The following is a 14034-nucleotide window of genomic DNA, read 5'->3' on the forward strand; positions in this document are numbered from 1 at the left end:
GGACTTTTTTGAACTAAGAAGGCTTTAATTTATTTGGCAAGATAAGGTATGGATCCTGTTACTCATGCAGCATTAGGTGCTTCCTGCACACAAGCAATTTTTGGAAAATATAAAAAGCATATTCCCTGGGAAGTTGGTGCATTAGCGGCTATGGCACCTGATTTGGATATATTTATTCGTTTTAAAAATGATCCTATGAGCTTGGAACTGTGGCATCGTAATTTTACGCATTCACTTTTGTTTATTCCTCTGGGCGGAATATTGGTAGCTCTATTCTTTTTGTGTTTTTCCCGTTATAGGGCATGTTGGAAGGCTACTTTATGTATCGCCTTGGTGGGTTATGCGACCCACGGACTGCTCGATGCGCTTACCTCTTATGGAACCATGTTACTATGGCCAGTGAGCTATAAACGTATTAGTTGGGATATAATTGCTATAGTTGATCCCCTGTTTACTATCCCTTTAATATTAGGCCTCACGTGGACTATTATCCATCACGATCAAAAGGGAGTCATGTTTGGTTTGCTATTTGCAAGCATGCTCTTGCTATTTAATAGCATACAACATCAGCGTGCACTTCAAAGCATACAAGCATTTGCTGTACAGCAAAAATTACGCTTAACACGCGTTCGGGCAATACCTGCCTTAGCAAGTTCCTTTTATTGGCGTGTCATTGCAAAAAATAATGATTGCCTTATTATTAAACAGGTTCATACACCAATTTTAAAAAAAAGCTCTATGATGTCCGTGGCACAAATACCACTTTTTTCCAACCTTACCAGCGTACGCTTTACCCCTGAGCAGCAACACGATTTGGCTATATTTTCGTGGTTTAGTGACAATTATGTGATTGTTGCCAGGCAAGAACCCCTAACTCTTGCAGATGGTCGCTACACTCTAGGGAAGAACCCATTATATTCGTTATGGGGAATTGAATTTTTAAGCAAAGAACATATTAACAAATTGTCTTTTATTTTGCTTGATAAACATTGCAAATATTAGTTCTACTGCCTGCCTGTTGTGCGGCCGTATTTCTATAGTTTTTCATGAATTTTCTTCATATTAATCGATTTTTGCCATTTTGAAATGATCAATGCAGCAATGGCATTGCCGATCATGTTGGTTAAAGATCTTCCCCCAGACATAAAACGATCCACCCCAAGAATTATAACTACACCGGCCACAGGAATGGTTCCTACAGCGGCTAGAGAGCTGGCCAATATAATAAAACCACTTCCTGTAACTCCAGCTGCCCCTTTTGAACTGATAATCATAATCATTAATAAAAAGATTTGCTGATCAAGGGGTAAATTTGAATTGGTTGCCTGCGCAATAAATAAAGCAGCGAGAGTGAGATAAATCGCCGTTCCATCTAAATTAAAAGAGTAACCTGTGGGGATCACCAGATCCACTACTGATTTATCACAACCCAATTCAGTGAGTTTTTCCAGTAAGTTTGGCATTACGGTTTCAGAAGAAGATGTTGCAAAAACGATAAAAATTTCGGTTTTAAAATATTTGATTACTTTGAATACATTTAAACCTAAAACAAAGTAGAGAATACTTCCCAGTAAGACAAGTACAAATGCAATACAAGTTAAGTAAAAACAAAGCAATAATTCGGTTAATCCCAGCAAAGAATGGGCGCCATATTGACCTACGGTATAGGCCATAGCAGCAAAAGCTGCTACCGGGGCATAATGCATCATCGCATGGATAATGTTAAAAAATATTTTGGTCAAGTGCTCAAATCCCTCCAGGATAAATTTCCCTTTACTTCCATATGACATCAATCCTAACGCAAAAATGATTGCAACAAACAACACTTGTAAAATTTCCCCAGAGACAAAGGCACTAAAAAAGGTTTCAGGAACAATGTTCAGAACAAAATCCTGGACATTATTTATCTGTTCTGTTTTGCCCAGGTAAGATTGTGCTTCGGAGATATTTAAAGAAGAGGGATCTATATTCATGCCCGCGCCCGGCTTAACTATATTTGCTACTACCAGCCCCAATGCTAAGGCGCAAATAGTTGTTATTAAGAAGTAAATTAGTGAGATACCGCCAATTTTACCTACGGTTTTTAAATCACTCATTGCAGCAATACCGGAAACAAGGGTTAGGAAAATGATAGGCGTTATCATCATTTTTATTAGTTTTATGAATAAATCAGCAAAGGGTTTAAATGAGACCGCTAAAGTTGGAGCAACAATGCCTAAAAGAATACCGATAAATATTCCTGCAATAACTTGAACATATAACCGTTTAAAAAATTTCATAATAAATCCGTCAATTTCAATAAGGGTTTTTCAGTATTTAGGCATAAAAACGACCAGGTCAGTCAAGCTTTCTAATCTACCCTTGCTGAGCATTTATAAAAAATTATTGGCACTATAATTTATACATTTTAAATTGCAATCAGATCTATTTGCTGATGGGAAATCAAAAGTTTATTGGGCTGTTTTTCATGGTTATGATTTTGCCTTTAAAAATCAGATGAAAATAAAATGTTACCTGCTATGATACCTTCATGTTTTTCAGATGTTATCAATAAATTATGACAGATGTAATTTTTATTGGTGCAGGGCCTATAGGCCTTTTAGGTGCCATACAATTAAAACTGCAATTCCCTGAAAAAGAAATCCTAATGTTTGAAAAATATGAGGTTCCTATACGTAATCACGCTATGTATGTGGAACAAAGCTCTTTTTCTGGAATGGATAGAAGTAATGGCTTTGGAGAGGTATTAGAGAGAATCCATTCTAAAGTGACAATTAGTGATTTGGAAAAAAAGCTAAGGGAATATGCCACATCAATTGGTATTAAAATCCAATACCAAGAAGTGAAAGACTTTAATGAGTTACAAGAACAATATCCTCAAACGGATTATTTTGTAGGAAGTGGTGGATTAAAAGGGATTATCCATCCTCAAGTTTTTAATGGGGAAAACCAGATTAATGAACCTTTGCGTTATGCGGCTGAAGTTAAATATAAGGTTTCTGGCACTACACGCACACTCAATAAAGTTACCGAACTTCCAGGAGTGCTTGCTCATACCAAACACCTTGTTTCCGAATATGTAGGGTATTTAAAAGAGGGGCAGACCCCAATTTCATTAAGAATTTTCATTGATGAATCTACCTATCAAGCGATGAAAGGGGCAACCTTTAAAACACCATATACCCTTACAGATAAGGATAAAATCCCTCCTGATTTATATCAAACTCTAACCACTTATTTAAAAGGAAGAAAACACCTTGCTCAAGAGATAATTGAGGAAGGCACCTTAAAAATTTCTACAATTACCTTATCCTTTATGCCAGTAAAGATTTTTGTAAGAAAGTAGATGGAAAAATAATTTTTCAAATTGGAGAAGAGGGCTTTGCCTGCCCGTTTTACCGTAGTTTTAATGATAATGCATCATGTATCCCATTTTTTACTAACGCGATGAAAGCACTTTTCAAAAACCGTAATGTAGAGGTAAATAAAATTGGTTCAAGCGTATTATTTAAGGCTTCCACTATGGAAGAACATCCACTTGAATATTATCAACATAGTGTACAAGGACTTGTAAATCGAGAGATTCGGACTATTCATTACTTAAACTTTGGGATTGAAATGCTTGAAACTACAGTTAGTTCATCTCAAGCTGTCCCTAAAATCGCAGGATCTAAATTGAATTTAAAAACAGGAGGTAAGCGTTTCTTACATGAAATAAATAGAGAACATCAAAAAGAAGAGCGAGAAAAAACGTCTTTATCATCATGTGTGCTCTTATAAAATTAATGAGGAATATATATTGATAAAGCCAGGGTCGATTTAGAAGACTAATTGGTTCTGGCTTGGTTATTATGATAGATGGTCGTCTCTTAATTGGTTTTGTATATTCCTACAGCCAGTAATAGCCAAGCAGTTATAAAACATACTCCACCGAAAGGAGTGACCATTCCAATGGTTTTTATTTTCGTCAAACTCAGTAAGTATAAGCTACCAGAAAACAACAAAATACCAGCAAAAAATAACCATCCTGCAAATCTTATGGTTTGTGCATTGAATTGATAGAGGAACATGCCTACAAATAATAAGGCTAAGCTATGGATAAATTGATAAAAAACCCCCGTTTGAAAAATATGCATCTGATAGGCATCAAATTCTGCTTTTAAAGAATGGGCAGCAAAAGCCCCAAAAATTGTGGCAAACATTGCTGATAGAGCACCAATTACCATAAAACGCTTTGGCATTACTGATTTAGATGTAGGATGTACCATAGTGTTAGAACTATTTCTAATGGTCAATCAATGGATTATATCAGGCTTTATTAAAATACAAGTATCATTTTAAGCTCACAGGTATTTAAGAGGTTGATTTTTACCTAGTGATTTATAAACATTACATATAAAATAACTTATTCGCAATTATCTCAAAATGATTGTCCAATTCGTTTTATAATAAGTGGCCTTTATGAATTTGTTTATTAAAATAGTTTTATCAACGGTGCTAACGTTAGCTCTTATAAGCCAATCTTCTGCTAATCCACCCACTAAACCTCCTGTACAAGGTTTAGTGAACATGGGTGATATTACTTTTTATAATAAACAGGGTAGTATTGATCCTCCTCCTTCCCCAAATAATTCTTTGGATAAGTTAACAATGCCCAATACGATACAACTTTTTGGTGGTACTGTAATTAATGTGACTTGGGCACAATTACAGCCTAATCCACCCGATAACAATGGAAATATTACGCTTGATACAACAAGTATTGATCAAGCACTTAGTGCTATTAATTTATATAATCAAGCCAATCCCAATGCAAAAATTACTGCTAAATTGAGAGTTTGGGCGGGCTTTGCAGCTCCGACTTGGGTAAAAAGTTTAAATGGAAATGCACCTATAAATATTGTTGCTCAAAAAAGTAATGTAACCCAGAGGGGTACAGTGGCTCACTGGTGGGAGGAGGATTATTTAGATAATTGGACACGCTTTTTATCCGCTTTAGCTCATGCAAAGGATATAAACGGTCATACTTATGATGAAGAACCATTGATACACGAAATCAGTGTGACCTCTTGTGCTTCGTCTACGGATGAACCCTTTATTTCATGGGCTGATCCAAATGCGCAAAATGCATTAATCAGCGCAGGTTATACAGATCTTGCGCAACAAAACTGTTTATCAAATGCTATAAATCTACACTATGCTGCCTGGAAAAACACTTGGCTTGATTTCCCTATTAACCCATTTTTTCCTGTCCAAGCAGAGAGTTCAAAACCTAACTTCACTTTCTCATATAGCGTGATGCAACAATGCGCTGAAAATGGGGCATGCATTATTAGCAATCAGGGTTTAAATCAAGCATCGTCCATAAATAGTAATTTGGCCCAAATCTATCAAAAAATATTAAGTTTTGTAGTTAATGGTGTATACGCTGATTTTCAAACGGTTTCTCCAACAATATTGGCAGGAAATAAAAATGATAATTTGTGCTATGTTTTCAAAACTGGAGCCCAATATGATGCACAATCGATTGAGCTATGGCCCTCTGTTGCTAATTTAAACGGATTCGATACCTTATCGCGTACCCAAATACAAATTTTGGCAGCGATACTCCAAGGAAATACGGACCTATCATGCGATAATTTTCAGTCTAATAAAAAATAAAGGCTATTAATAATTAGTTAAGTTTTGAATGATACAATACAATTGTAGCGATATTAAATCTCCAAGGTTATAAATCAATTTTTTATCGCTACATGCAATTTGAATCTTCTTTTTTGTTACGCTCTTTCCAGTAATTTAATACCCCCTGTTACAAGTTCTCGTATTGGATTTTTTCAAGAATCAAGGGAATCTACAGTGCTTTCTAACGCCCACCGTATTATACGCTGACGTTGCAGGATGAAGGCGGACGAAGCAAGACCTGAACTTTTTAACCTTTTGCATCTTTTATTAAGGCGTGTTGACCATTCATCCCCGCCACGACTTGTTCGCGGCATCCATGCGCTCTTAATCAAAGGCAGATTTCTTCATCTAGATCACGCCATTCTGGATTAAGCTCCTTAATCCTATTTAACTTCCATTGTCTGCAATAACATTACCTCAACAATCATACGCAGATCAGGCTTGTCATAAATCTGGTGTCGTAGCATCCCCTCCTTCAAGTTTGACCATGACCCATCATGGAGTATCAGTCCAGCCATTGCAAACTCATTTTATACTTGATATGAGAATCGTTCTATGATGTGGTTGCTCTTATTAATCAATCGATTACAATAATCTATTGGGTTCATTTTAAATAGGACTATCTCCGGGGTGCCGCGAACAAGTTCGGTACGTAGGCGGTGGGGATGAATGGTCAAAACGCCTTAGTTTACTGCATTATCCCTATAGAAAAATGGATTAAAAACTGGGGGAACGACTATGCCTATACCTATCCAAAACATTACTGAAAAGGTATCTATTGCTGGCAACGGAATTGTTGCTTTAATGATTGCCTATTTTGCTTTCTTGAAAGCAAGGGAGGAGGATAAGGCAATTAAAATTTCTATACGGGGTAAATATCCGATCACACAAACCACCGCAGCATTCTTAGTGCCAAGCTTGAGCTGGAATGAAATACTGTCCGTGGTTCCTCCAGGGAAAAAATTTATTGAAGCATTAGGAAAATTTTTTACGGAATTTAATGGCGGAATTTTACTTCCGAATGCGGATAAAATTATTTATCAAGCGGAAGAGTTCATTGAAGCTGTAAAATCATGTGGTGAAGAAGATATTTACCGTAAAAAAGAACTTCTTATTGAATTTAGCAAACTTTCTTTGTCGTTGTGGGGTTTTATTCATGAAACAGCAGATGAGGAATTGCGTCATATTTTGCTTGAAAGTAACTATTTAGCTTGTCGTGAACGAAGTGTCTCTGAAATACGTCTAAGAGATGGCTATCGCCTGGATATATATTATGATGTATTGAATTTTGAAGAAAAGTTAGATGCAACGATTAAAGAAAGTAGGGAGGCAGGCTATCAACAAGCACAATTAATAAGCCCTGATGAACTTATACAACTTGATTCTTCTTTTCAATTATTTTATGAAAATTACAGTACTACCCGGAGTGATGGAGTTAGATGCTGGAATCCTGGAGCAGGAGTTATATTGCGCCCAGGAGGTTGTATCAACACACCAGTATTTTTAAGCAAATTTGTGGATTACTTGACACGGGTTATGGGTACTTATCTTACCGAGGATGGTAAAGAAAAACCGTGTTTTAAAGCGAAGCTCGGAGAAGTTGTAGGGCTTGGTTACTCTGTTGAAAAAAATCATGTTTCCCAATTTCATATTGCCGATAAAAAGGCCACAATAAAAAAACGTAACTACAACTCGAATGATTTTATTCTTTGTCCTGGAGAAAGTGTAGGTACACTTCGTCGATTCGGCTTATTCGAACCACCCCATGCTCGTTTTGCTGGATTCTCCTTAAAATTAATTTTGCCTGAGCGTTTGGTTCTGAAAGCAGGTTTTAAGATGGATTATAAATGTAATTTGGCTATTCGTACTGGAGTGGCGAGCTCCTCTGTGGTGCAAGTCGGTAAATTTGGAGAGTCATTTACGCTGGGCATTGGTGGAATGAAAGCATTTTTAGGTCTGGACGAACCTGATTTAAATGCTGATTATGCAATAAAAGCTTCAGTGTACCAATTAAATGTGTTGAACCAAATTTATGCACCATTGATTAGTGTCTGTTTAGATCGAGATACTAGATGTATCACACTGGGGCAACAAGAACTTGACCAATTGATTCGTGATCGGTTTCTTACTCGTTGGACAGGTGCAAGAGCATGTGCTTATGATGGGGTTCCTACAATATGCTATGGACAAAATGAGTATGGATCGATAAAAAATCTGATTGTTGCGACTCACTTATCTTCAGGGGGGGTTACTAATGCACCTGGAAGTGCTTATCTCGTTGCCCACTTGCGGGAAAAACAAAATACTCACAATACCGGGAGCCTCGGTGGTTTTTTTAGAAAAGCAAAAGAACCAAAAGAACCAAAAGATACAGAACAGCTTCTTAGTATAATGAGCGCGACAAGACAAGCTCAAATACCATGAGGTTGTACTTCTTTTTAATAAAAGGTTTATTTTTTTATTCTATTTCATTTAGAATGCGCATTCCAATATCAAATGGACTCTAAAATGTCCTTTACTAAATTGAAAATGACATTAAAAGTTTAAAGATCAACGTTAGTGATTAATTAGAAATATGCATTGATATCCTGCTTTAATTCAAAACCGTTGGGCATATTAAATTTCTCATCTAGCAAAAGTTCAAACACGTAGATAAGCGATAAATAATGTTAGTTATTAAAAAAATTTCCCAAACGGGCGAACGCATTGTGGATAGCCTCGAGGCATATGAAATTGCCCAACTCTATAATTTGTATCTTGACACTTATAAACCAATTGGAGGCTCTTTACTTACCTTAGAAGAGTTTCAAAGAAGTATTGATCCCCAAGATACGCATTTTAAATATAATCGCATCCTGATTCTTGAAGATCAAAATGAAATCGGTCATTGTTTTTTGCTTCGAACAACACCATTTGGAACACGAATTAGCTTTGGGTTTGGTCAAAATGATAGTACAGGACGTGAACGGCGCTTGAATTTTTTGAAAAAAATGCTTCATGAAGACCACTATACGGAAGCCAGCGGAGCAGTGGCTAAACAGTTGCTTAAGGATGATACAGTAAAACTTTTGATGACTACGGAAAGTAATTATTACGCGTGTATTAAAACAAATCATGGAAAAAAATTAGTGTTTGGATCTTACAAAAATGCAATAGAGATTCATCCAAAGACAAAGAGCTTTATTTTTTATTTATATGCCTATATAGCACTTAAGTATTCTTTGGGAAATAAGCATGATACTGATAATTTAGCGATGTTCCTTCATAAGCTTCGAGAACTTTATACGATAGTGCACTATGAAAAAAATATTCCACAGATTTATAAATTAATCTTGTTAAGTAAGCTGGCGCGAAAAATTCATTTCCTGGATCCTACTGAGGGAAATAATCAATTAAATGAGCTCAATGATTTGCTATTTGATGCAAAAACTTGTCCAGATGCACAGGATGAGTTGTTATTATTCTCCAATAAATTATCTACAGAAGAACAACAACTTGTGGATTCAATATTCTATGAAAAGAGAAAACAGTTAGAAAATAAAACCGATATGACTTTTTTTAAAAATTACTTAAGTCTTGCTGCGAATGAATCTTTACCTGCTTCCCTGACCCCACTATCAATGATTTAGGTCTTATATTCATTCTCGCCAAAGCGGGGCACAATGCCCCTATAGAAATAATTTCCGCTTTCGTGACAATGACGAAAGCCTTAAGAAAAACTAGACAGAGAAACTCAAGGAGTCACTGACCGCATGATGGGATTTTGCAATGAGATAAGCGTTTCCGTCGAATGTATTTCCTCAATAAGCTGAATTTTATTCACCAAGAGCTGTTGTAAAGCATCAATTGATTGACACATCACTTTAATAAAAATATTAAAATGATGACCGATAGTGTAATAAGCTTCAATAACTTCTTCTAGACCTTCTAATTTCTTGAGAGCAGATTGGTAATCTTTTGCATGATTAAGCGTAATACCGATAAAACAACAAACATCATACCCTAATCGTTTTGGATTGATATGTACATGCACTCCTTCAATAATACCTGCCTGCCGCATTTTTTCTACACGTACGTGAATCGTAGCGGGGCTTACAGCATATGCCTTGGCCAATTCTGCGTATGCGGTGCGTGCATTTTTCATTAATGCATGGAGTATTTTTTTATCTAGATTATCGATTTGATAATTTTCCAGGTCTTTCATCTTTAAATTTTAAATTTCATTTAATAAAAAGTTAATTTTAATAAATTTTATATTTTATATCCATGTATATTTTAATTTAATAATAAAAATAATGGAAAAATTCAATATAATATAACATATAAATTATATCTGAGGTGGTTTTATGAAGTCGTCGTTTATTGAAGAACAAAAGCAAATAAGCTTTGTTAAAACTTTTTTTTCGCGTGAATTAGAACAAAAATTAGGCCTTATTGAGGTACAAGGGCCATTATTAGCTTGTATAGGTGATGGTGTACAAGATAACTTATCTGGAACAGAACAAGCTGTTTCCGTAAAGGTTAAAGCCATACCTGATCGTAAGTATGAGGTTGTCCATTCATTAGCAAAATGGAAAAGAAAGTTGCTAGGAGAGCGCGACTTTCAAGCAGGGGATGGTATTTATACCCATATGCGCGCTTTAAGACCTGATGAGGAAGTATTAAGTGCCACCCATTCTGTTTTTGTCGATCAATGGGATTGGGAACGGGTCATAGATGATAACGATCGTAGTTTAGGTTATTTGAAAAAAACAGTGATTGAACTTTATGATGCAATCAAAGAAACGGAAAAAGCTGTTAGTGATCTTTATGGTTTAAATCGATTTCTACCCCAATACATACATTTTGTTTATACGGAAGAGTTACTTGCCTTGTATCCTCATTTATCTCCTAAAGAGAGGGAGCGACAGATTACTAAAAAATATGGGGCAGTTTTCTTAATCGGGATAGGGGGTGCTTTGTCAGATGGCAAACCTCATGATGTACGTGCTCCGGATTACGATGATTGGAGCTCTGTGAATGAAGTGGGATTGACAGGATTAAATGGGGATATTTTAGTGTGGAATCCGGTACTTGAGGATGCTTTCGAACTTTCTTCTATGGGTATCAGGGTCAATGAAGCCATGTTAAAGTATCAATTAGCAATAACGGGTTCCCAACATCGTTTGGATTATGATTGGCATCAGAAATTAATCTCCGGTGCTTTACCCCAGACTATTGGTGGTGGTATTGGCCAATCTCGTTTAGTGATGCTTTTTTTACAAAAGAAGCATATTGGGCAAGTACAATGTAGTGTTTGGCCTGATGAAGCAGTGGATATTTGAAAGATGATGAGAAAAATAAAGCGTATTCAAGGTATTGAAATACGCTTCGTATTTACATTAGGGGGTGTTGAGCATTCATGCTAATCACTTAGGTCTTGCGCTTTGCACCTGAGATTTTTGGGAATCAAAATTAGGTACTTGAAATGTTAGGTGTCGCGCATAAAGCGCAACACGTAGACAGTAAAAACTAATAACCCCCTAATATGCTCCAGGTTACAAGCCAAACTCATTAGTGGGAATATTCTTTTCTGCATCAGAAAATTTAGTTACATGAGTGTCCAAACGTTTTAAAAAGCGAATTAAATTCTGTGTTCTTTCTTCCATTGTTTGGTATTGAGAATCTGCGGTGAGATTATTCATTGCTTCGAACACATGTTGGTTTTTTTTAATCTGGATCCCTGATGTTCCTGGTCCTGTATGAATAGATAAAGTATCCTCATCGCCTTTATAAACAGACATATTTTCTTCAACGTTTATTGCCTTTTTAATGGGAAGACTAGCAAACCATTGCTCAAATTCGGGTTCGGGAAATAGTTGAGTATGTGTGCCTTTGCTAACCGTAAAATTAATATCGATTGGTTTAAATGCAATAGAAATACCTTCCAATCCCTTAGCTTTTTGTAATGTTTTGATGCAGGTATCGATTAAATTTAAAAATCCCAAGAGATTTTCTTGTCTTTCGACACTGGATTTAGCATCGGCAGTAATGTTGTTAAAAGCAACAAATGCGTCACTTGATTTTTTAATTTGAATTCCCGGGGTTCCTTTTCCTTTGTTAAGCGACACAGTATCGTTGTCTATTTTGAATAAAATGACACCTTCCCAAGAAGTAGCTTTCTGTAGTGGAATGCTCTTAAACCAATTTTTAAACTCATTATGAACAAATAGATTAACATGGGTGCCAGCAATAGGATTAAACGAAATATCTTGTATTTTAAACCTGATATAAGCATTAGGGGCCGCCGGCATTAGGTTAAATCCATGGTGTACAAGATCATGAACTAAATTACGAAACAATTCAGAATTTGGATATTCTTGTGTTGCTTTATCATGTTCATAACCATAGTGTTGCCGAAATAGAAAAACATGCTTTGCAATAATGGATGCAAAAGTTTCAGTAACTGGTGTTGAGAATATTGATGGATATTGTGTTTCTAATACCTGAAGTAATTTTTCAGCGAAAAAAGAGTTTTGAGAGGCATGTCTTAGTGACGGTGATTCACCGTAGTCTTTCACTACTTCATCCCTCCAGGCTTTATAATCGGTATTTAAAGTTTTCTTCGCCGGAGTAGGGTTGGTATGTGGTACACTTGGGGTTTTGAAGAGGAAATCAAAATGGCCATGGGCGTGTGCGTCTTCAAATAAATTATAGACATGAGAAAGTTCTTTAAATTGTTCTGCTGCATTCGGTGATTGATTTTTATCAGGATGGACTTTAAGAGCCATTTTTTTATAAGCTTTCTTTATCTCGTCTAAAATTTTTTCTGAAGGTTGATTTTGTAAGTTCTGTGAAGAGAGCCCTAATACCTCAAGTGCTGCATTCAAGTTTTGAGTATTAATAAATTGAGCAGTAAACGGCATTTAATGTCCTTAATAAAATTAAAACGACAAATATTAGCATAGGTTGACTTATTTTAAACCAGTAGGTTATAAAAATTGTTTATAATGATTTTTTAGATCCCGATAAGATCGTTTACGGTCTGGTAGCTATTTTAGACTCCCGCAGGGAATACAAACATTGTGGCGGCTATCCTGTTTTATAGAGGTTATTCTATCTCCCATTGCATGAAGATGAGTTTAAAATCGTCAGACCAATCAGTCCATTCATGTTTTTCAAATGCTTTGACATAAACGAAATCACCCGGCTTAACAAGCGTTTTTGGGTCGGTATTGCCATGCCGAAATTGAGCAGTGCCCGATACTACAAAATGAATTTCATTTTTATACCCAGGATTGATGTGTTCAAATGGAGGGTTTTTACCTGGCATTACTATTCCAACCGTAACCTTATTTTCTTCCAGAATTCGGATGGCTCCAGGGTTGGGTGCAGGCAACATGTTCGTAATATCTGTGTCGCGGATAATACGTGTGAGGTGCGTTTCTTCAGGATCTTGTAAATATTGTTTCATGAACGCAAATATTTCTTGCTGATATTCTAAAAAATTGTGGGATGAACTAATAAATTGAGCGATGTCAGGTCGGGGACGTGAAATGGCAGACAATTGTTGAAATGTTATAAATGGATTTTCGGGAGTGTGGATAATCATACACGGATGTTGATGAGTCATCGTTAAATAATCGGGAAGCACTTGAGGATGAATCAATATTATTGCTTTAAACGCATTAACCTTATTTGAAATGATCCATCCCAATTCACATAGCTTTCCCAAGGCGATAAGTATGGTTTTATTCTTTTGGGCGAACTCTTCAAGTGAGCTATCTACAGGATCCTGAACCTCTATAATTTCTACATCCATATCGCTCTTTATTAAGGTAAGAAGCTCATCGGTTTGTGATAAGGTATTGTCTTTTAATATTATTATTTTACTCATGCTGTTTCTGCTATTTAATCCATGTTTCATGCAAATGTCGCCAAAGCAATGGTTGTTCCGGATTGTTTGTCGGGACAAAAATTACAGTGGATAAACGTCTCAAGCGTTCATATTCGGTGATCTGTTGTACTTCTTCGTAACTAACGATAACATTATCTGCGCAAGAAAAAATCTTTTTAAAATGTTCAATTGTAATGGTTACTTGGGGGCGCGAGCCTGCTGCATTAAGATACCAATTGCCAAGCCAATCATAATCTCTCAATACCCCATCGGGTTGGATTATAGTAAAATTTGGATGAAAATAACTTAAGAAAGGCAATCGAGCTTCATTAGTTATTTTGTTGTGAAATAAATTCTCAATTTGGACATGAAGCTCAATGACCTCTTGATAGGCTTGTTGAAATTGGTCCTGCAGGGATGTATTTTGCATTTCTAGAGTCTAATTAAGGTGCAATTTTTACATTATAGCGTAAAGT

13 protein-coding genes and 1 pseudogene are annotated in these 14034 nt (G+C 36.2%); 7 read left to right on the forward strand and 7 right to left on the reverse strand.

The genetic code is table 11. The annotated features are described in order from the left end of the window. Positions 1 to 48: 48 nt before the first annotated feature. Positions 49 to 1002, forward strand: a complete 954-nt coding sequence (locus EKG34_RS07020) for a metal-dependent hydrolase (protein WP_003632714.1) — start codon at positions 49 to 51, stop codon at positions 1000 to 1002. Between the two features lie 32 nt (positions 1003 to 1034). Here EKG34_RS07020 and dctA read toward each other — a convergent pair whose 3' ends face one another. Continuing rightward, complete coding sequence (dctA, locus tag EKG34_RS07025; RefSeq protein ID WP_003632713.1) at positions 1035 to 2279, reverse strand: C4-dicarboxylate transporter DctA; 1245 nt, start codon at positions 2277 to 2279, stop codon at positions 1035 to 1037. A 278-nt stretch (positions 2280 to 2557) separates the two neighbouring features. Between dctA and EKG34_RS07030 the strand changes: the two genes are divergently transcribed. Further along, positions 2558 to 3346, forward strand: a complete 789-nt coding sequence (locus EKG34_RS07030; RefSeq protein WP_003632712.1) for a hypothetical protein — start codon at positions 2558 to 2560, stop codon at positions 3344 to 3346. 176 nt (positions 3347 to 3522) lie between these two features. After that, complete coding sequence (locus EKG34_RS07035) at positions 3523 to 3780, forward strand: hypothetical protein (protein ID WP_003632710.1); 258 nt, start codon at positions 3523 to 3525, stop codon at positions 3778 to 3780. A gap of 89 nt (positions 3781 to 3869) precedes the next feature. Here EKG34_RS07035 and EKG34_RS07040 read toward each other — a convergent pair whose 3' ends face one another. Then, entirely contained in the window at positions 3870 to 4268 is a 399-nt protein-coding gene (locus EKG34_RS07040) for a DUF423 domain-containing protein (protein ID WP_003632708.1), read from the reverse strand. Positions 4269 to 4461: 193 nt separating this feature from the next. Here EKG34_RS07040 and EKG34_RS07045 point away from each other — a divergent pair, with 193 nt between their 5' ends. Continuing rightward, a complete protein-coding gene (locus EKG34_RS07045) occupies positions 4462 to 5661 on the forward strand; it encodes a hypothetical protein (RefSeq protein ID WP_035904523.1) in 1200 nt (399 codons plus the stop codon). Positions 5662 to 6089: 428 nt separating this feature from the next. Here EKG34_RS07045 and EKG34_RS18570 read toward each other — a convergent pair. Beyond that, positions 6090 to 6200: pseudogene (locus EKG34_RS18570) on the reverse strand (IS5/IS1182 family transposase); the annotation flags it as partial. Between the two features lie 220 nt (positions 6201 to 6420). Between EKG34_RS18570 and EKG34_RS07050 the strand changes: the two are divergent. Next, positions 6421 to 8106, forward strand: a complete 1686-nt coding sequence (locus EKG34_RS07050; protein WP_080619822.1) for an FAD-dependent oxidoreductase — start codon at positions 6421 to 6423, stop codon at positions 8104 to 8106. A 242-nt stretch (positions 8107 to 8348) separates the two neighbouring features. Further along, entirely contained in the window at positions 8349 to 9311 is a 963-nt protein-coding gene (locus EKG34_RS07055; protein WP_003632703.1) for a hypothetical protein, read from the forward strand. Positions 9312 to 9415: 104 nt separating this feature from the next. Here EKG34_RS07055 and asnC read toward each other — a convergent pair whose 3' ends face one another. After that, a complete protein-coding gene (asnC, locus tag EKG34_RS07060) occupies positions 9416 to 9886 on the reverse strand; it encodes a transcriptional regulator AsnC (protein WP_003632702.1) in 471 nt (156 codons plus the stop codon). Between the two features lie 142 nt (positions 9887 to 10028). Here asnC and asnA point away from each other — a divergent pair, with 142 nt between their 5' ends. Continuing rightward, positions 10029 to 11006, forward strand: coding sequence for an aspartate--ammonia ligase (gene asnA, locus EKG34_RS07065; protein ID WP_003632701.1), 978 nt, complete (start codon positions 10029 to 10031; stop codon positions 11004 to 11006). A gap of 213 nt (positions 11007 to 11219) precedes the next feature. On the opposite strand, the gene EKG34_RS07070 is transcribed toward asnA, so the two are convergent. The 3 genes from EKG34_RS07070 to EKG34_RS07080 all read right to left on the reverse strand — a co-directional run bounded on the left by EKG34_RS07070 (position 11220) and on the right by EKG34_RS07080 (position 13988). After that, positions 11220 to 12587: a J domain-containing protein gene (locus tag EKG34_RS07070; RefSeq protein ID WP_012978855.1), complete on the reverse strand. Its 1368-nt coding sequence runs from the start codon at positions 12585 to 12587 to the stop codon at positions 11220 to 11222. A 185-nt stretch (positions 12588 to 12772) separates the two neighbouring features. Beyond that, a complete protein-coding gene (locus EKG34_RS07075; RefSeq protein WP_003632699.1) occupies positions 12773 to 13558 on the reverse strand; it encodes a cupin domain-containing protein in 786 nt (261 codons plus the stop codon). A 10-nt stretch (positions 13559 to 13568) separates the two neighbouring features. Beyond that, positions 13569 to 13988 (reverse strand): hypothetical protein, encoded by a 420-nt coding sequence (locus EKG34_RS07080; RefSeq protein WP_003632698.1) that lies wholly within the window; start codon positions 13986 to 13988, stop codon positions 13569 to 13571. Positions 13989 to 14034: the final 46 nt, after the last annotated feature.

Origin of the sequence: Legionella longbeachae (genome assembly GCF_004283175.1) — a bacterium.
Lineage (GTDB): Bacteria > Pseudomonadota > Gammaproteobacteria > Legionellales > Legionellaceae > Legionella > Legionella longbeachae.

What these genes read in the sequence shown, in the direction of transcription:
- EKG34_RS07080 (WP_003632698.1), bottom strand. Translation starts at nt 13,988, where the DNA reads ATGCAAAATACATCCCTGCAGGACCAATTTCAACAAGCCTATCAAGAG.
- dctA (WP_003632713.1), bottom strand. Translation starts at nt 2,279, where the DNA reads ATGAAATTTTTTAAACGGTTATATGTTCAAGTTATTGCAGGAATATTT.
- EKG34_RS07055 (WP_003632703.1), top strand. Translation starts at nt 8,349, where the DNA reads ATGTTAGTTATTAAAAAAATTTCCCAAACGGGCGAACGCATTGTGGAT.
- asnC (WP_003632702.1), bottom strand. Translation starts at nt 9,886, where the DNA reads ATGAAAGACCTGGAAAATTATCAAATCGATAATCTAGATAAAAAAATA.
- EKG34_RS07075 (WP_003632699.1), bottom strand. Translation starts at nt 13,558, where the DNA reads ATGAGTAAAATAATAATATTAAAAGACAATACCTTATCACAAACCGAT.
- EKG34_RS07050 (WP_080619822.1), top strand. Translation starts at nt 6,421, where the DNA reads ATGCCTATACCTATCCAAAACATTACTGAAAAGGTATCTATTGCTGGC.
- EKG34_RS07070 (WP_012978855.1), bottom strand. Translation starts at nt 12,587, where the DNA reads ATGCCGTTTACTGCTCAATTTATTAATACTCAAAACTTGAATGCAGCA.
- EKG34_RS07030 (WP_003632712.1), top strand. Translation starts at nt 2,558, where the DNA reads ATGACAGATGTAATTTTTATTGGTGCAGGGCCTATAGGCCTTTTAGGT.
- EKG34_RS07035 (WP_003632710.1), top strand. Translation starts at nt 3,523, where the DNA reads ATGGAAGAACATCCACTTGAATATTATCAACATAGTGTACAAGGACTT.
- EKG34_RS07040 (WP_003632708.1), bottom strand. Translation starts at nt 4,268, where the DNA reads ATGGTACATCCTACATCTAAATCAGTAATGCCAAAGCGTTTTATGGTA.
- asnA (WP_003632701.1), top strand. Translation starts at nt 10,029, where the DNA reads ATGAAGTCGTCGTTTATTGAAGAACAAAAGCAAATAAGCTTTGTTAAA.
- EKG34_RS07045 (WP_035904523.1), top strand. Translation starts at nt 4,462, where the DNA reads ATGAATTTGTTTATTAAAATAGTTTTATCAACGGTGCTAACGTTAGCT.
- EKG34_RS07020 (WP_003632714.1), top strand. Translation starts at nt 49, where the DNA reads ATGGATCCTGTTACTCATGCAGCATTAGGTGCTTCCTGCACACAAGCA.